This is a genomic window from Burkholderia stagnalis (genome assembly GCF_039848545.1).
Taxonomy (GTDB): Bacteria; Pseudomonadota; Gammaproteobacteria; order Burkholderiales; family Burkholderiaceae; genus Burkholderia; species Burkholderia stagnalis.
The window spans coordinates 1,723,045-1,740,556 of record NZ_CP156686.1 but is presented as its reverse complement, the minus strand read 5'-3'; the positions used below and the strand labels follow the sequence as shown (position 1 = coordinate 1,740,556).

General features: G+C 71.0%; 19 protein-coding genes. 13 read left to right on the top strand and 6 right to left on the bottom strand.

Features of this window, described 5'->3' with window-relative positions:
• Positions 1-75: 75 nt before the first annotated feature.
• The 4 genes from ABFO07_RS24485 to ABFO07_RS24470 form a co-directional block, all read right to left on the bottom strand.
• Positions 76-933 carry an ABC transporter ATP-binding protein gene (locus ABFO07_RS24485; protein ID WP_059910491.1) on the bottom strand — a complete coding sequence of 286 codons (858 nt, stop codon included), beginning with the start codon at positions 931-933 and terminating at the stop codon, positions 76-78.
• Between the two features lie 61 nt (positions 934-994).
• Positions 995-1,795 (bottom strand): ABC transporter permease, encoded by an 801-nt coding sequence (locus tag ABFO07_RS24480; RefSeq protein WP_347468718.1) that lies wholly within the window; start codon positions 1,793-1,795, stop codon positions 995-997.
• Positions 1,796-1,836: 41 nt separating this feature from the next.
• A complete protein-coding gene (locus ABFO07_RS24475; RefSeq protein ID WP_347468717.1) occupies positions 1,837-2,682 on the bottom strand; it encodes an ABC transporter permease in 846 nt (281 codons plus the stop codon).
• 16 nt (positions 2,683-2,698) lie between these two features.
• Positions 2,699-3,784 (bottom strand): ABC transporter substrate-binding protein, encoded by a 1,086-nt coding sequence (locus ABFO07_RS24470; RefSeq protein WP_059982555.1) that lies wholly within the window; start codon positions 3,782-3,784, stop codon positions 2,699-2,701.
• 87 nt (positions 3,785-3,871) lie between these two features.
• Between ABFO07_RS24470 and ABFO07_RS24465 the strand changes: the two genes are divergently transcribed.
• The 13 genes from ABFO07_RS24465 to ABFO07_RS24405 all read left to right on the top strand — a co-directional run bounded on the left by ABFO07_RS24465 (position 3,872) and on the right by ABFO07_RS24405 (position 15,129).
• A complete protein-coding gene (locus tag ABFO07_RS24465) occupies positions 3,872-4,234 on the top strand; it encodes a hypothetical protein (protein ID WP_124490237.1) in 363 nt (120 codons plus the stop codon).
• Between the two features lie 413 nt (positions 4,235-4,647).
• Positions 4,648-4,830, top strand: coding sequence for a Flp family type IVb pilin (locus tag ABFO07_RS24460; protein WP_059884242.1), 183 nt, complete (start codon positions 4,648-4,650; stop codon positions 4,828-4,830).
• Between the two features lie 89 nt (positions 4,831-4,919).
• Entirely contained in the window at positions 4,920-5,408 is a 489-nt protein-coding gene (locus tag ABFO07_RS24455; protein WP_059563571.1) for an A24 family peptidase, read from the top strand.
• A gap of 19 nt (positions 5,409-5,427) precedes the next feature.
• The gene (cpaB, locus tag ABFO07_RS24450) at positions 5,428-6,438 is read left to right on the top strand and encodes a Flp pilus assembly protein CpaB (RefSeq protein WP_347468716.1); all 1,011 of its coding nucleotides are present in this window, start codon (positions 5,428-5,430) and stop codon (positions 6,436-6,438) included.
• Positions 6,439-6,489: 51 nt separating this feature from the next.
• Positions 6,490-7,869 (top strand): type II and III secretion system protein family protein, encoded by a 1,380-nt coding sequence (locus ABFO07_RS24445; RefSeq protein WP_059884240.1) that lies wholly within the window; start codon positions 6,490-6,492, stop codon positions 7,867-7,869.
• A gap of 17 nt (positions 7,870-7,886) precedes the next feature.
• Positions 7,887-8,270: a CpaD family pilus assembly lipoprotein gene (locus tag ABFO07_RS24440; RefSeq protein WP_059563574.1), complete on the top strand. Its 384-nt coding sequence runs from the start codon at positions 7,887-7,889 to the stop codon at positions 8,268-8,270.
• Positions 8,271-8,287: 17 nt separating this feature from the next.
• A complete protein-coding gene (locus ABFO07_RS24435; protein ID WP_059808380.1) occupies positions 8,288-9,502 on the top strand; it encodes an AAA family ATPase in 1,215 nt (404 codons plus the stop codon).
• Positions 9,499-10,896: a CpaF family protein gene (locus ABFO07_RS24430; protein ID WP_059963810.1), complete on the top strand. Its 1,398-nt coding sequence runs from the start codon at positions 9,499-9,501 to the stop codon at positions 10,894-10,896. The genes ABFO07_RS24435 and ABFO07_RS24430 overlap by 4 nt, the downstream gene beginning before the upstream one ends.
• Positions 10,893-11,870, top strand: a complete 978-nt coding sequence (locus tag ABFO07_RS24425) for a type II secretion system F family protein (protein WP_347468715.1) — start codon at positions 10,893-10,895, stop codon at positions 11,868-11,870. The genes ABFO07_RS24430 and ABFO07_RS24425 overlap by 4 nt, the downstream gene beginning before the upstream one ends.
• Positions 11,867-12,811, top strand: coding sequence for a type II secretion system F family protein (locus ABFO07_RS24420; RefSeq protein WP_059808371.1), 945 nt, complete (start codon positions 11,867-11,869; stop codon positions 12,809-12,811). The genes ABFO07_RS24425 and ABFO07_RS24420 overlap by 4 nt, the downstream gene beginning before the upstream one ends.
• The gene (locus ABFO07_RS24415; protein ID WP_124479952.1) at positions 12,808-13,671 is read left to right on the top strand and encodes a tetratricopeptide repeat protein; all 864 of its coding nucleotides are present in this window, start codon (positions 12,808-12,810) and stop codon (positions 13,669-13,671) included. The genes ABFO07_RS24420 and ABFO07_RS24415 overlap by 4 nt, the downstream gene beginning before the upstream one ends.
• Positions 13,668-14,096, top strand: a complete 429-nt coding sequence (locus tag ABFO07_RS24410; protein WP_059563580.1) for a TadE/TadG family type IV pilus assembly protein — start codon at positions 13,668-13,670, stop codon at positions 14,094-14,096. Before ABFO07_RS24415 ends, ABFO07_RS24410 begins: the two co-directional genes overlap by 4 nt.
• On the top strand, positions 14,089-15,129 hold the full coding sequence (locus ABFO07_RS24405; RefSeq protein WP_060364575.1) for a TadG family pilus assembly protein: 1,041 nt from the start codon (positions 14,089-14,091) through the stop codon (positions 15,127-15,129). Before ABFO07_RS24410 ends, ABFO07_RS24405 begins: the two co-directional genes overlap by 8 nt.
• On the opposite strand, the gene ABFO07_RS24400 is transcribed toward ABFO07_RS24405, so the two are convergent.
• Together ABFO07_RS24400 and ABFO07_RS24395 are read right to left on the bottom strand one after the other, a co-directional pair.
• Positions 15,093-16,355 carry a glycosyltransferase family 87 protein gene (locus ABFO07_RS24400; RefSeq protein ID WP_347468714.1) on the bottom strand — a complete coding sequence of 421 codons (1,263 nt, stop codon included), beginning with the start codon at positions 16,353-16,355 and terminating at the stop codon, positions 15,093-15,095. The two genes, ABFO07_RS24405 and ABFO07_RS24400, sit on opposite strands and share 37 nt — an antisense overlap.
• A gap of 15 nt (positions 16,356-16,370) precedes the next feature.
• Positions 16,371-17,471, bottom strand: coding sequence for a glycosyltransferase family 2 protein (locus ABFO07_RS24395; protein ID WP_060013679.1), 1,101 nt, complete (start codon positions 17,469-17,471; stop codon positions 16,371-16,373).
• Positions 17,472-17,512 lie beyond the last annotated feature (41 nt).

Genomic DNA, 17,512 nt, shown 5'->3' with positions numbered 1-17,512 from the left:
ATCGTCACAACCTTAGCGGCGCGGCACGCATGATCGATATGCGGTTCGCTGCTGAGCGCGGCGCGGGCGGCGCCGCTACCACGCGAGCCGCCACGCGCCGATCGGATGCGGGCGGCCCGCGTCGGCCGGCGTGCCGCCGGATCCGCTGCCGGGCCTGTCTTCACCCGGCGGTTCGCTGTCGTCGAAATCGGCCAGCACCGTGTCGCGCAGCCGCGCGAACGCGGGCGCGTCGCGGCGGCGCGGCCGCGGCAGGTCGACGCCGACGATGCGTTCGATCCGGCCCGGGCGCGGCGCCATCGTGACGACGCGGTCGCCGAGGTACACCGCTTCGTCGACGTCGTGCGTGACGAGGATCATCGTGATGCGCTCCTGTTCCCAGATGCGCAGCAGTTCGTTCTGCATGCGCGCGCGCGTCTGCGCATCGAGCGCGCCGAACGGCTCGTCGAGCAGCAGCACGCGCGGCCGGTTCACGAGGCCGCGCGCGATCGCGACGCGCTGCGCCATCCCGCCCGACAACTGGTGCGGATACGCGTGCTCGAAGCCGTTCAGCCCGACCAGCGCGATATGGTCGGCCACCGCGCGCCGCTTCGCGGCCGGGTCGAGCGGCGCGTTGCGCAGCGCCGCCTCGATGTTCTGCGCGACCGTGAGCCACGGGAACAGCCGATGGTCCTGGAACACGATCCCGCGCTGCAGCGACGTGTCGCGCACGAGCGCGTCGCCGGCGCGGATCTCGCCATCGTAGTCGGCGTCGAGGCCCGCGATCAGCCGCAGCAGCGTCGACTTGCCGCAGCCGCTCGCGCCGACGATGGTGACGAATTCGCCGGCGCGCACATGCAGCGACACGTCGTCGAGCACGACGAGGGACGCGCCGCGCTGCGCGTAGCGTTTGCCGACGTGGCGGATGTCGATCGAATCGGAGGCGGTGGTCGTCATGAGGCTATCCGGTGAAGGCGATACGGAACTGGGAAGCAGAACGAAGCAGAACGAAGCAGCGTCAAGCGCGCAGGTCGCCGCGCCGGGCGAGCACCCGGCGTTCGAGCGCGCGCGCCAGCGCATTGATGGCCCAGCCGGTCGCGCCGACCACGACGATGCCGAACAGCACGAGATCCATCCGGAACTGTTCGCTGCCGTCGATCAGCGTGTTGGCGATGCCGCTGCCGGCAACCAGCAGGTATTCGGCGCCGAGCGTCGCGAGCCATGAATAGATGAGGCCGAGATACAGCCCGGTGAAGATCGACGGCAGCGCGGCCGGCAGGATCACGTGCCGCACGAGCTGGACGCGCGAATAGCGCAGCGCCCGCGCGACGTCGACGTACGCGCGCGGCACCGCGTGGATGCCGTCGCAGGTGTGCGCGGCCACCGGCAGCAGCGCGGCGAGCGACAGGAACACGACTTTCGCGGCGTCGCCGAGGCCGAACCACACGGAGATCAGCGGAATCCACGCGAACAGCGAGATCTGCTTGAAGGTGTCGAAGCTCGGGCCGATCGTGCGCGCCGCGATGCGCGACAGGCCCAGCGCGGTGCCGAGCAGCAGCCCGCCGGCCGCGCCGATCGCGAAGCCGCACGCCTCGCGCGCGAGCGACGCCGACAGCGCGCGGGTGAGGGCGCCGCTCGTCACCTGCGCCCATGCGGTGCGCAGCACGGCGTCCGGGCTGACGAACAGCCCGCTCTTCACGACGTGCGACGCGGCGAGCGCCCACCAGATCGCGAACGCGGCGAGCGGCAGCACGATGCCGCGCCAGTCGGCCGCGTGGCGGCGATCGGGCGCGGCGGCGGGGGAAGAAGCGAATGACACGGCGGTTGCCTCCGGAAATGGGCGCGGGGTCAGCCGCGAAATCAGCCGCGAAACGCCGACGGCAGGCCGCGCCGCAGGCGCGCTTCGAGCGCATCGAGCAGCCGGTTGATCGCGAAGCCGACCGCACCGACCACGACCACCGCCGCCATCACGAGGTCGAGCTGGAACAGCTGCCGGCCATAGACGATCAGGTAGCCGAGCCCTTCCGACGACGCGACGAGCTCGACGACCACGAGCGCGAGCCACGATTTCGTGAACGCGAGCCGCACGCCGGTCGCGAGCGTCGGCACCGCGGCGGGCAGCACGACGTGCAGGATGCGCTGCCGGCGGCTGTAGCCGAACCCGCGCGCGACCTCGTCGAGCGCGGCGGGCGCCTGGCGGAACCCCTGCAGCGTGCTCAACGTCACGGGCACGAGTGCCGCATGCGCGATCAGCAGGTACTTGAGCGGCTCGCCGACGCCGACGAGCAGCAGCAGGAACGGCAGCCAGCCGAGCACCGGAATCTGCACGATCGCGTTGAAGCTCGGCAGCACGTACGCCGCGGCCGTGCGCGACAGGCCGAGCGCGGCGCCGGTCGCGAAGCCGAGCAGGGTGCCGAGCGCGAAGCCGAGCAGCACGCGCTGCAGGCTGACCAGCGTGTGGCGCGCGAGGTCGCCGCTCGCCGCGAGTTCGACGAGCGAGTCAACCACGCGCTCGGGCGGCGGCAGGATCTGCGGCGCGATCCAGCCGCGCGCGCAGCCGACCGTCCACAGCGCGAACAGCGCCGCGGGCAGCGCCCACGGCGCGAGCCGCCACAGCCAGCGCCGCAGGCCGGCCGCCGCACGCGGCGGGCGAACGGCCGCGCCTGCGTGCGGCGCGGCGGAAATCGTGATCGCGGTATCGCTCATCCGGCAGCCTCCCGAATCAGGACGACAGCGGCTTGCCGGCTGCGTCGTAGCGCGGCCAGAACTGTTCGAGCTTCAGCGTGCGCAGCGCCTGGTCGAGATACTTCGGCTCGAACCAGCCGTCGACGCTCACCGGCTGGCGGATCAGCTTCAGCCTCAGCGCGTCCTGCGCGACCGCCTTGTAGCGTGCGACGAGGAACGGATCGATCAGCGGCGACACGCGGTCCTTCAGCCGCTGGTTCGCGTATTCGGCCTGCCACGACGCGACCGGCACGCCGCTTTTCGCCCAGAGCTTGAACAGCGCATCGCGGTTCGCCTCGTCCGACGACCATTGCGCGCCCTTGACGACGGTGGTGACGACGCGCTGCACGATGTCCGGATGCGCGCGCTCGAACTCGTCGAGCACCAGCAGGTGGGTTTGCCGCGTCAGTTGCGGGCCGTCCTGCTGCGATTCGTAGACGATCCGCGCGAGCCCCGCGTCGCGCAGCTTGTACAGCGAATAGTCGCCGACCGACGCGTCGATGCCTTTCGACGCGAGCGCGGCGAGCGAACTCGCGTTGTCGAGGTTGATCACGCGCAGGTCGCGCTCGTCGAGCTGGTTCTTCGCGAGCGCGTTGTCGGCGACCAGCTGCAGGTTGGTGCCGCGGAAGATCGACACGCGCCGCCCCTTCAGGTCCTTCAGCGAGCGGACGTCGGAATCGGGCGGCACCGCGATCTTGACGCCGCCGCGCACGCTGGTGGCCACCAACAGCTTCGTCTTCAGGCCGTTCGCACGCGCGAGCACCGCGGGCAGGTCGCCCTGGTAGGCGAAATCGAGCGACTTGTCGGCGATCGCCTCGTTGACGGCCGGGCCCGCGCCCTTGAAGAACAGCCACTGCACCTTGATGCCGTCGGCCGCGAATTCCTTTTCGAGCAGTTGCTGAATCTGTACGGTCGCGGCCGACGAGCCGCCGAACGTCGGCGGGTCGCCCGAACCCTGCTGGGCGACGCCGATCCGGATCACGGCGGGTTTGTCGGCATGCGCGGCGGTGGCGGCCAGCGTCATCAGGGTGGCGGCAAGCAGCGATCGCAGCAGGCGCAGGGGGGAAGGGAATCGATCGGTCATGGTGCGTCGGGTCAAGAGGGAACGAAGTCGGGCCGGGTGGCGTCGGGCCATTCTGGTGGACGCCGCCCGCGCGGGACAAGCAACGATTTGAACTATGCTTATCGCCGCTTCGCGGGTTGCCGGGCCGGGTGGTGGGCGCGGCATGCGGCGGGCGGGCATTGGACATTCGATCAGGATTCCGATCGTCTCAAATGGCGTCGCATGCCGAATCCGGCAGTCGCCGAATGGAAACGCGCTGCAACGGCGATGGCGGATTGGCATGCCGACCGGCCGGAGCATTCGATCAAAAAAGCGCGATTCGGGCCCGTCATATTTACCGGGTTCTCCGCGCGGCGTGCGAATGAATTTCCGGCGCATGCACGCGATCCGACGCTTGAAATGGCGAACATGAAGCTGTCCGGCATATCGAAAAATCGAATGAAAATGGGTTATCCGGGTCGCCGGAAATGACGTATCGCGGCAGTTAACAATCTTTCTGCGGGGTGTGATCCGCGTCGATTGTCGCGAGAAATAATTGCAGCGGATGAGCTGCATGGTTTTCATCGTTGCGGGGTGCTATCCATAAATGCACTCCGACGCCAAATTATTTGAAATCGCCCAAAAAATTGTCTATACCCTAGACGAATCGACGTGGCCGGCATCGTGGCAGCACGGCCGCGCGAAAGAGGCGCAAATGAAACGGCACGTGCCGCCGTTGCATTCAGCGTGTCGCAGCAGTCGAGAGGACTCCGGGGGATGCGGGCGGCCGATGCCGGGCCACCCGCATGAGTCGCAACCTGGCTCACGCCATGCGCAGCCGCCGGAGCAACGCAGCTTTTTTACGTTCAACGGTCGATTACCGGCCCCGTCACACGGAGGTTGTCATGCTGCAATACGTCAAGTCCCTGCTGCGCGACGAACGTGGCGTCAGCTCGCTCGAATATGCGGTTCTGGCCGGTATCGTCGTGGTCGCGCTGGCGGCGGTCGGCGCGATCCTCAGCAGCACGTCCGGCGGCTTGCCGAGCGTGTTCTCGACGCTGATCACGAAGGTGACGAGCCTGATCTGATCCCCTGAACCCGCGCGCCACCGACGCTTGCACGGATCCGCAGCGGCAGAGCGCATCGTGCCGGGGGCGCGCCGACGAACGGCTCTCCCATGCTCACGCTCGTGCAGTCGGTGGCGACGGTCGTGCTGGCGTCGCTCGCGGTGCAGGACCTGCGCGACCGGCGCCTGTCCAACCGCGCGGTGCTGGCGTTCGCGATGCTGTATGTCGTCGCGGCGGCGCTCGCGCGCGAAGGCGTCGCGCCGCTGGCTGGCCACGTCGCGACCGCCGCGGCGATGCTGCTGCTGTTCGGCGGCATGCGTCACGCGGGCTGGCTCGGCGGCGGCGACGTCAAGCTGGCGGCGGCGGTGTTCCTGTGGGCAGGCCCGGCGCTGGCGTTTCCGGTGCTCGTGATCGTCGGCGCGTGCGGCACGCTGTGCGGCATCGCGATGCTGGCGGGCGGCGCATGGCGGCGGCGCGCGGCGCCCGCACGCGCGGCCGCCGGGCGTGGCGTGCGCGGTGTGCCATATGGCGTCGCGCTCGCGCTCGGCGGGGCGCTGGCCGTCTGGGCGCCGTTTCCTTACGCGGTTTCGCCAACCTAGCCGGGGGACGCACGCCGCCATGCCCAAGACTCTGAGATTGGCCGTGCTGATCGTCGCCGCCGGCATTGGCGCGTTCATCCTGCGCGAAGTGTACGTCGCCGCGTCGACGCCGAAGATGGCCGGCGAAGCGGCGGACGAGCGCGTGCGCGTCGCGGCCGCCGACCTGCCGGAGGGGCTGCTGCTGCGCGACAACGATCTCGCGTGGAAGCGCCTGCCGCGCGCGCAGGTGCCGCCCGGCGCGTTCGTCGAGTCGCAGCCCGGCGCGGACCTGAAGGGCGCGCTGCTGCGCAGCCGTGTCGGCGCCGGCACGCCGATCCGCGCGGAGAACGTGATCCCGGCCGGCGCGCCGGATTTTCTCGCGGCGGCGCTGCAGCCCGGCATGCGCGCGATCTCGGTGCCGGTCGACGACGTGTCGGGCAACGCGGGGCTGATCCAGCCGGGCGACTTCGTCGACGTGGTGCTCACGCAGCAGATCGGCGGCACGGCGACGACGCCCGGCACCTACGAAGCGGAGACGGTCGTGCGGCGCGCGCGCGTGCTCGCGGTCGGCTCGGAATTCCAGCGCGCGAAGGCGCCCGCGAGCGCGCCGGACGCGGCCGCCCGCGCCCGCACGGTCACGCTCGAAGTCGCGCCGCGCACCGCGCAGGTCGTGCTGGTCGCGACGCGCCTCGGCTCGCTGTCGCTCGCGCTGCGCAGCTTCGCGACGCGCGACCGCGGGCAGACGCCGGGCGGCGACGAACAGGAGCCGGATACGCAGCCGGTGTGGGCCGGCGACGTGTCGCGCGCGGCCCGCGAGGTCGCACGCGCGCCGTCGGCCGCGCCGGATGGCGGCGTGCGGCCGGCGTGGCAGGGCAACACGGTGGTGATCTATCGCGGCTCGTCGGTCGACGACGGCTCGCGCGGCGGCGGCATCGGCACGCCGGGCCTGCCGCCGTTGCCGTCCGGGCTGCCGGGGCTGCCCGGGCTGCCGGGCGGCGGCACGATCGCCGCGGATGCGGCGGCGCAGCCGAGGGCGGCCGCGCCGCAGTGACGGATCGGGCCGGCCGCCCGGCGGCCGGCGTTTGATTTGACGGGAATACGCATGGTGCGCATGGTTCGTTGGATCGCTCTCTGGTGCCTCGCCTGCGCCGCCGCCCCCGGCGTCGCGCTCGCGCAGGACGCGCGCGCGACGGATGCCGGCGCGGCGCTGTCGATCGCGACCGGCAAGGGCGAGATGCTGTCGCTGCCCGAGCCCGCGAGCGCGATGTTCGTCGCCGATCCGAGCATCGCCGACATCCAGGTGCCGTCGCCGCGCACCGTGTTCGTGTTCGGCAAGAAGGCCGGCACCACCACGCTGATCGCGCTCGGCGCGAACCACCGGCCGATCCTGCGCAGGACGGTGATCGTGCAGGTCGACACGGCTTCGCTGCAGCGCGTGCTCGACAGCCGCTTCCCGCAGCTGAAGCTGTCGGTGTCCGGCGCGCCGGGCTCGCTGATGGTGTCGGGCAAGGTGCCGAGCGCGGCCGATGCGGACGCCGTGATGCAGTCGCTCACGCCGTACCTGCACGACAAGGAAAAGATCGTCAACCGGCTGATGCTGTCGCGCCCGATCCAGGTGAACCTGCGCGTGCGGGTGACCGAGGTGAGCCGCAACATCACGCAGCAGCTCGGCATCAACTGGAGCGCGCTCGGCGGCGCCGGCAACTTCGTCGGCGGGCTGTTCAACGGGCGCACGCTGTTCGATCCGACCACCAGCCTGTTCAACCTGTCGCCGACGGGCGCGTATTCGGTGCTCGGCGGCTTTCGCGCGGGGCGCTGGTCGATCGACGTCGTGCTCGACGCGCTCGACCAGGAAGGGTTGATCACGATGCTCGCCGAACCGAACCTGACCGCGATGTCCGGCGAGACCGCGAGCTTCCTCGCGGGCGGCGAGATTCCGATTCCGGTCGCGCAGAGCGGCAACAACGGCGCGATCACGGTCGAATTCAAGCCGTTCGGCGTGTCGCTCGACTTCACGCCCACCGTGCTCGCCGACAACCGGATCAGCCTGAAGGTGCGGCCGGAGGTGAGCGAGGTCGACGCGACCAACAGCGTGACGACCGGCGGCGTCAAGGTGCCGGGGCTGAGCGTGCGGCGCGTCGAGACGACGGTCGAGCTGTCGAGCGGGCAGAGCTTCGCGATCGGCGGGCTGCTGCAGAGCCAGACGGCCGACACCGTGTCGCAGATCCCGGGGCTCGGCCGGCTGCCGATCATCGGCCGGCTGTTCTCGTCGAAGAACTTCCAGGACAGCAAGACCGAGGTGGTCGTGATCGTCACGCCGTACATCGTCCAGCCGGCCGGGCCCGGCCAGCTCGAGCAGGCGATCGACACCGTCGCGCGGCCGAGCAGCGACCTCGAGTTCGCGGTGCAGCGCAACCTCGGGCTCGACCTGCTGTCGGGCGACACGCCGCGCCTGGTCGGCGCCGCGGGCTTCGTGTACTGACTTCGGGGAGCGCGCGCATGCGAGTTCGAACCACCGTCTCCGCCCTGCTGCCGCTGCTGCTGGCGGGCTGCCTGTCGGCGCCGCCGCCGCTGAACCTGCCCGATGCGCGGGCGATCGGCTTCGACGGCACGCGCGCGGTGCCGCCCGATTGCGCGAAGCTGATGCAGCCGTCGCACCTGGTCGACGCGGGCTTCGGCCGGCCGGGCGTGCCGTTCGGCTGCGCGACCTACACGAACCTCGCGACGATGCTCGCGCGGCCGCAGGATCTCGTCGCGCCGGTGCCGTACGGCGGCGCCGACGCGGCCGTGGCGTCCGACGCGGTGCGCCGCTACGTCGAGGACCGCGTGAAGCAGCCGACGCCCGGCAAGACGCTGACGACGACCGGCTCGCCCGGCCACTGAACCGACTCCCGACGCCCATGAAGGTTCTTGCACGCCAGAACGCCAAACGCGCCGCTCCCGCCGGAGCGGCGGATCTCCTTGCGGTGGTGTCCGATGCGGGCAGCGAGGACGTGATCCGGCGCGTCGCGCAGGATCTGTCGATCACGCGCGCGCACCTGCACACGGGCACCTGCGACGACGCGATCCGGCTGCTGCAGCAGCACGAGCGCTCGCCGCGCCAGCTCGTCGTCGACGTGTCGGATTCGGTGCTGCCGGTGTCGGACCTGATGCGGCTCGCGGAAGTGTGCGACCCGTCGGTGCGGGTCGTCGCGATCGGCACGCAGAACGACGTCGGGCTGTTCCGCAACCTGCTCGGCATCGGCGTGCAGGACTACATCGTCAAGCCGCTGACCGTCGAGCTGATGCGGCGCGCGCTGACGGCGACCGAATCGGTCGTGCAGGCGCGCACCGGCAAGACCGTGAGCTTCGTCGGCGCGCGCGGCGGCGTGGGCGCGACGACGATCGCGGTGAGCCTCGCGCGCTGCCTGGCGGGCGAGAAGCGCCGCCGCGTCGCGTACGTCGACCTGAACCTGCATGGCGGCGGCGCGAACTCGATGCTCGGGCTGTCCAGCAACAACGGGCTGATCGAGTTGCTGAACATGGAGCAGCGCCCCGACGACGCGCTGTTCGACCGCATGTTCGTCACCAAGGGCGACCGGCTGCACGTGCTGTCGGCCGAGCTGGCGTACGGCGCCGACGCGCCGCTGCGCGACGGCGCGATCGCGCGCCTGGTCGACATGCTGAAGGACCGCTTCCACTACGTGCTGTTCGACGTCGGCGGCGGCGTGGGCAGGCTGTTCGAGGACGCGCTCGAGGCGTCCGATCTCATCTATGTCGTTGCCGACCGCTCGGTGCACGCCGCGTACGAAGCCGCGCGGCTCGCGCGCTTCGCGCGGGAACTGCCGGGCGAGCGGCTGCTGTCGATGGTGCTGAACAATCCGCTTGCGCCGGTCGAGGGCCGCGTCGCGCCGGCCGATTTCGAGGAGGCGTTCGGCGGCGTGCGGCTGCGCGAGCTGCCGCACGAGCCGCAGACGCTCGCGGTCGCGGAGAACCTCGGCGAGCCGCTCGACGGCGCGAAGCGCAGCGGTTTCCGCGACGAGATCCGGCTGCTCGCGAACGGCATCACCGGCGAATCGATGGCGGTCGCCGAGCCGTGGTACGCGCGCTTCGTCAAGTGGAGGAAAGGATCGTGAAGTTCGGCACCCGCAGCCGGCCGACGGCCGACCCCGTGCCGGCGGCACCGGCCTCGCCCCCGGCCGCCGTGCGCTCGCCCGCGCCTGCGCCGATGCCGACCCGCGCGCCCGTGGCCGCCGACACCCACGAGTCGCTGATCCGCTCCGGCAAGTTCGATGCGATCCGCACCGCGGTGTTCGCGTCGATGAACATGTCGGCGGCGCTGATGAAGACGCGCGACGAAGTGCGCGCGGGCATCGAGCAGGTGGCCGCGCACACGGTCGAGCGCGAGCAGCTGAAGATCACGGCCGGCGAGCAGGTGCTGATCGTCGACGCGATCCTGAACGACATGTTCGGCGTCGGGCCGATCGAGCCGCTGCTCGCGGACGACACGGTGACGGACATCCTCGTCAACGGCCCCGACCAGGTGTACGTCGAGCGCGCGGGGCGGCTGGAACTCACGTCGCTGAAGTTCCGCGACGACGCGCACGTGACGAGCGTCGCGCAGCGGATCGCGGCGGCGGTGGGCCGCCGCGTCGACGAGAGCAGCCCGATGGTCGACGCGCGCCTGGCCGACGGCAGCCGCGTGAACGTCGTGCTGCCGCCGATCGCGATGCGCGGCCCGTCGATCTCGATCCGCAAGTTCGCGAAGCGCGACATCACGCTCGCGCGGATGGCGCAGCAGGGCAACATCTCGCCCGCGATGCTGCAGGCGCTGAAGATCGCCTGCACGTGCCGGCTGAACATCGTGATCTCGGGCGGCACCGGCTCGGGCAAGACGACGCTGCTCAACGCGCTGTCGCAGCATATCGAGGAGCACGAACGGATCGTGACGATCGAGGACGCGGCCGAGCTGCAGCTGCTGCAGCCGCACATCGTCAGCCTCGAAACGCGGCCGGAGAACACCGAGGGGCTCGGCGGCATCTCGCAGCGCGACCTCGTGCGCAACGCGCTGCGGATGCGGCCCGACCGCATCATCCTCGGCGAGATCCGCGGCCCCGAGGCGTTCGACGTGCTGCAGGCGATGAACACGGGCCACGACGGCTCGATGACGACGATCCACGCGAACTCGCCGCGCGACGCGATCAGCCGGCTCGAGAGCATGGTGATGATGGCGAACGCGAACCTGCAGCTGCTGTCGATCCGCCGCCAGATCGCGAGCGCGGTGCACCTGTTCGTGCAGGTCGAGCGGATGCGCGACGGCGTGCGCCGCGTGACGCGGATCACCGAGATCGTCGGGATGGAGGGCGAGGTGGTCATCACGCAGGACCTGTTCTCGTTCCGCCAGGAAGGCGACACCACGCGCGACGCGGTGAAGGGCGTGTTCGACGCGTCGTCGCTGCGGCCGGCGTTCGCGGCGCGCGCCGCGTACTACGGCGTCGAGGACGCGCTCGCCGAGGTGTTCCGGCAATGAGGGCCGCCGACCTGTTCGCGGTGTGCGCGTTCGTCGTGATCCTCGGGATCGGGCTCGCGCTGTCGTCGCTGCTCGATCGCGCGCGCCACACGCCCGCGCAGCGCATTCGCGAGCGGATGCGGCGCCTGTCGCCGTCGCTCGCGGGCCGCGGCGCGGGCGCGGCCGACGGGGGCGGCATCGCGCTGTTCAACCTCGAACGCCGGCAAAGCCGCGCGCGCACGTGGCTGCAGCGCTACGTGACGCGCGTGCGCGCGGTGGGCGGTGAAGGCGGCATGCGGATCGTCGTCGCCAGCACGGTGGCCGGCGCGCTCGCGGCGATCGTCGCGGTGAAGCTGATCGGGCCGCCGGGCTTTCTGCGTCCGCTGATCTACGTCGGGCTGCCGCTGGTCGCGATGCGCGCCAGCTACCGCATGCTGGTCGAGCGTTTCCGGATCCGCTTTCTCGAGGCGTTCCCGGACGCGATCGACCTGATCGTGCGGGCCGTGCGCGCGGGCATTCCGGTCACGCAGGCGATCAGCACGGTGGGCGACGGCGCGGCCGAGCCGGTGCGTTCGACGTTCCGCACGATGGGCGACAGCCTGCGGGTGGGCGCGGATCTCAAGGAGGTGCTCACGCAGGCGGCGGACCGGCTGATGATCGCGGACTTCTCGTTCTTCACCGTCTACCTGCTGCTGCAGCGCGAAACCGGCGGCAGCCTCGGCGAGACGCTCGACGAGCTGTCGAGCATCATCCGCACGCGCCGCGACATCCGCCTGAAGACCCGCGCGCTGACCGCCGAAGGGCGGATCACGACGAACATCATTTCGGCCGTGCCGTTCGTGATGATCGGCGCGCTGTTCCTCGTGAACCGCGGCTACGTGATGCTGTTGTTCACGACCCATGCCGGCAACATGATGCTGACGATCGCCGCCGGGCTGCTGGCGGTCGGGCTGCTGACGATCCGCAAGATCTCGAAACTGGATACCGCGCGATGACGATGTCGATGCTGGCCGCCCGCGGCCTCGAACTGCTGCTGTTGCTCGTGTGCGTGGCCGTGGCGCTCTTCACGCCCGGCGGCGGCACGCGCCGGCGCATCGCCGCGCGCGTGCAGCAGGCGGCCGGGCAGCGCGCGCCGTCGCTCGCGGCCGGGCGGCTGCAGCCGGGCGACGTCCGCCAGGGCGTGACGCAGCGGCTCGCGCAGCTCGGCGAGCGGCTGCCGGTGCTCGACCCGATGCAGCGCGTGAAGCTCGGCCTGCAACTGGCGCGCGCGGGCTTTCGCGACCGCCGCGCGGTGTCGCAGATGATCGGCATCAAGCTGAGCTGCGGCGTGCTGTTCGCGGGCATCGCGATCGTCTTCAGCCCGTTCATTCCACGCCTCGGCGAATACTTCGTGATCCGCGCGCTGGCAATGGTCGCCGCGTTCGTGATCGGCGTGATCGTGCCCGAGTACGTGCTCGGCGCGATGATCCGGCGGCGGCGGCGGGCCATCGCCGCGTGCTTTCCGGATGCGCTCGACCTGCTCGTGATCTGCACGATGGCCGGCAACAGCCTCGCGTCGGGCATCCGCCGCGTCGCGCACGAGCTGGCGCGCATCTGCCCGCCGCTGGCCGACGAGCTGACGGTGTGCGCGGACGAGCTGACATTGAGCGGCGACGTGTCCGCGACGCTCACGCATTTCGCGACGCGCGTCGACTTCACGTCCGCGCGCTCGCTCGCGACGACGCTCACGCAGTCGCAGCGGTTCGGCACGCCCATCACGCAGGCGCTGCGGACCCTGTCGCGCACCGAGCGCAACGAGCAGATCGTCGCGCTCGAGGAACGGGCCGCGAAGCTCGCGCCGAAGATCACGCTGCCGATGATGCTGTTCATTCTGCCGACGGTCTGCCTGATCGCGGCGGGCCCGGCGGCGATCCGCCTGCTCGAGGTATTCAAATGACCCGATCCGTCGTACGTGTGCTGATGCTCGCGGCCGTGCTGCCGGTGCTGGCCGGCGGCTGCGGCGCGCCGGGCGTCCAGACGCGGCCGGTGCTGTCGCACAAGCGCGACGATCCGCAGGCCGAACTGCGCATCGCGGACAGCGCGCTCGCCGGCGGCAACGTCGATCTCGCGACGACGCTGTACGAGAAGGTGCTGACCGCGCACCCCGATTCGCTCGCCGCGCGCCTGGGGCTCGGCGACGTCAACTACCGCACCGGCAACCTGGAGCGCGCGCGGATCCTCTACGACGAAGCGCAGCGGCAGGCGCCCGCGGAGCTCGGCCCGCAGCTCGGGCTCGCGCGCGTCGCGCTGCGGCAGCGCCGGCTCGACGATGCCGCGCAGCGCTATCGCGACCTGCTGGCCGCGCAGCCGAACCACCCGCTCGCCGCCGAAGGGCTCGGCACCGTGCTCGACCTGCAGGGCCGCCATGCGGATGCGCAGGCCGTGTATCGCGACGCGTTGCGTGCGCATCCGGACGCGCAGGGGCTGCGCGTCGATCTCGGGCTGTCGCTGGTGCTGAGCAACCGGCCGCGCGAGGGCGTGAACGTGCTGCTCGACGTGGCGGGGCTGCCCGATGCACCGTGGCAGGCGCGCCAGAACCTCGCGTTCGCGTATGGCGTGCTCGGCAATGCCGATTCGGCGAAGAAGCTGCTGTCCGCGGACCTGCCCGCGTCGGCGGTGGCCGACAACCTGCGCTTCTACCAGGCGGTGCGCGCGCGGCTCGCGTCGCGCGGGGCGGGCGGGGGTGTCGGTTCGGCGTCGCTGTCCGGCGCGCTGGAGCCGGGCGCCGCGCCGCCGGGCACGGGGGCCGCAAAATGACACGCGGGGCGATGGGCGCGCGCCGCGCGCGCGGCGTCGTGTCCCTCGAGTTCGTGCTGATGCTGCCGTTCCTGCTGATGGTGCTGCTCGGCATCATCGACACGAGCCTGATCCTGTGCGACAAGGCCGTCATCACGAATGCGAGCCGCGAGGCCGCGCGCGCCGGCGTGGTGCTGCGCGTGCCGATGCTGACCACCACGCAGATCGCCAACGTCGCGCTCAGCTACACGCAGAACAGCCTGATCACCGGCGGCACCCCGACCACGCCGACGGTGAACGTGACCCAGGCGAACGGCACGACGTCGGGCACCGCGCTGACGGTGACGGTCACCTACACGTATACGGGGCTGGTGCTCGGTTCCGCGTTCAGCGCGCTGACCGGCCCGGTGACGGTCTCGGCCACTTCGGTGATGCTCTATGAATGACGCGGGCGGCGCGCGGCGCATCGTTGGCGGGCGGCAGCGCGGCTCGATCGCGCTGTTCTTCCTGCTGTTCCTGATCCCGCTGCTGTCGTTCGGCGCGCTGGCGATCGACGTCGCGTGGGTGGCCATTGCGCGCAACCAGCTGCAGAACGCCGCCGACGCGGCTGCGCTCGCGGGGGCCGACGCGATGATGTCGCCGAGCGGCGGCGCGCTGAACTGGTCGCAGGCCGCGTCGGCGGCGAACGGCGTGATCGCGCAGAATTCGGCGGCCGGCGCCCCGCTGTCGTCCGGCACGGTGGCCACCGGGTACTGGAACATGACGCGCAGCCCCGCGGGCATGCAGGCGACCACCATCACGCCCGGCGCGTACGACGTGCCGGCGGTGCAGGTGACCGTGTCGCGCGCGCCGGGCGTGAACGGCGGCTCGATTCCGCTGCTGCTCGGCGGGCTGCTGGGGATTCCCGGCGCGTCCGGCAGCGCGACCGCGGTGGCGGTGCTGGCCGCGCCGGGCGGGGTGGCGGCCGGCGGGCTGTTTCCGGTCGCGATCGACCAGTGCGTGTACAACCAGTACTGGAACGCGGCGACCAACCAGCCGCTGATCAACCCGCTGACGAACCAGCCTTACGAGTTCTCGATCACGAACGGCCAGACCTACGGTGCATTGTGCATGGGCGGGCAGTGGACGTCGTTCCAGTCGACCGCGACCGACACGACGACGATGGGGGCGCTGATGGTGAGCGGCAACCCGACGACGCTGAACATCGGCGACAGCATCTACCTCGCGACCGGCGTGAAGGCGACGCTCTACACGTCGGTGCCGGTCGGCTCGACCGTGATCCTGCCGGTCGTCACGCAGACGGCCAGCAGCACCTACGTGCCGATCGTCGCGTTCGCGGCGTTCCGTATCGACGTGTCGCTCGGCGGCTCGTACAAGTACATCCAGGGCCATTTCGTCGCCGGCGTGAAGATGACCGGCGTCGCGACCGGCATCGGGCCGTACTACGGCGTATACGTGCCGCCGCGGCTCGCGATGTGAGCGCCGGCGCGCGCGCGGCGCAGCAGCATCAGCAGCGCGAGCAGCGTCACGGCCGGGCCGATCTGCGGCAGTTGCAGCCACGGGTTCAGGTATTCGCCGAGCGGCAGCAGCCACATCAGCGCGATGGTGGCCTGCTCGCCGCGCAGCCAGCCGTCGCGCCAGCCGATCCCCAGCATGCATGCGGCCGCGATGCCGAGCCACACGAGCTCGTAGTGCCATACGTACGGGTTCGCGGCGAGCGTCGCGACCGCGAGCACCGCCGCGCGCACGCGGATGTCGCGCGAGCGCGCCCACACGATGCACGCGGCCGCGATCGCGATTACCGCGACGCACGCGTGCGCGGCATACGCGGCCGCGAGCGGCAGGCCCGCGAAGCGGAACGCCGCGAACGGCGTGGGCGACGCGAGCCAGAACACGACGCTGTGCTCGAGGATGATCGACCGTGCGAGCCCCGCGCTGGCGACGAACAGGCGCAGCGATTCGACGCCGCAGACCAGCACGCTCAGCGCGACGAACGCGGTGGTGGCCAGCGCGGCCCACGCGATCGTGCGCCACGCGCGCGCGGCGACCAGCACGAACGGAAACAGCAGCGCCATCTGCGGCTTGACCGACAGCAGCGCGATGCACAGGCCGGCCCACATCGGCCGCCGCTCGGCCCAGTAGACGGCCAGCGCCGCGCACGACACGGTGAGGAACGCGTTCTGCCCGAACATCGCGGTGACGAACACGCAGGGCGCGGCGACCAGCGCGAACGCGCAGCAGCGGCCCGCGCCGGGGATCGCCGCGAGGCCCGACACGCGCCACGCGGCGAAGCCGAACACGACGACGCCGAACGCGACGAACAGCGGATAGCCGACCGCATAGGGCAGCAGCGCCAGCGGCGTCACCAGCAGCAGGTAGGTGGGCGGGTAGAGCCACGCGAGGAAGCCTTCGCGATGGAAGTACGGGAACATCCCGGCCGACAGCCGCGAGAAGGTCGGGTAGTCGTAGGCCTGCCACGGCGTGCCGTGCAGCATCACGTACGACGCCGACCAGAACACCGAGTAGTCGGCGCCCGGGCGCGACGTGACGGGGCCGGGCGCGCTGTGGATCACCCATGCCCAGATCGCGGCGAACTGCAGGCAGAACACGAGCACGAACGCGCTGTACACGACGACGCGCTTCGGCGTCAGCCACGCGCGCACGGGGCGGTCTGCTGCTCGCATCGAGTGTCGGGAAATGTCCATGCGCCGCGTGCCCGGTTACTTGCCCGAGACTTTCCTGACGCCGTGGCCGCTTGCGGCCGGCATCGCCGGCCGGCGGCGCGCGACGTTCGCCCGCTTGAGCGGGAACTGCAGCAGCTTCGACGTCGGCAGCGCGCTCGCGTGACGCGCGGGCTGCGCGGCGGCGGCCCGCTCGGCGCGGTAGCGGCGCCGCACGAGATAGACGGGGCGCTGTTTCGATTCGTGATAGATGCGGCCGAGGTATTCGCCGATCACGCCGATGCCGATCAGCTGGATGCCGCCCATGAACAGCACGACGGAAATCAGCGACGCGTAGCCGTGCACCGGGTTGCCGAACAGCAGCGTGCGCAGGACGATGAACGCGCCGTACACGAGCGCGAGCATCGCGAACGCGACGCCGAGATAGGTCCACACCCGCAGCGGCACCGTGCTGAAGCTCGTGATGCCTTCGAGCGCGAAGTTCCAGCGCCGCCAGCCGGAGAATTTCGAGTGGCCGCCGCTGCGCGGCGCGCGCGCGTATTCGACGATCGCGGTGCGGAAGCCGACCCACGCGAACAGCCCCTTCATGAAGCGCCGCCGCTCGGGCAGCGCGCGCAGCGCGTCGACTACCTCGCGGTCCATCAGCCGGAAGTCGCCGACGTTTTCCGGCATCTCCACTTCGGATAGCGCATTGTGCACGCGATAGTAGAGCGCGGCGGCCGCGCGCTGCATGAACGGGTCGCACATCCGGTCGGTGCGCTTCGCGGCGACCACCTCGGCGCCGGCGCGCCAGTGCTCGATCATCGCGGGGATCAGCGCGGGCGGGTCCTGCAGGTCGGCGTCGATCAGGATCACCGCGGCGCCGGCCGCTTCGTCGAGGCCGGCGGTGAGCGCGGCTTCCTTGCCGAAGCGGCGCGTGAGATCGATCACGCGCACGCGCGGGTCGCCGGCCCCCACCGCGATCAGCCGGTCGAGCGTGCGATCGCGGCTGCCGTCGTTGATGCAAACGATTTCAAAGCGCACCGTGTCGACCGATTCGAGTATGGGCAGCGTTTCGGCAAAGAACGCGTCGATCGCTTCCTCTTCGTCGTGAAACGGCACGACGAGCGATACCAGCGGTTTTCTGGCGTGCGTGGACATGCGTCCCCCCGAGAGATCCGGCGTGCGCGGCATCGTGCGAA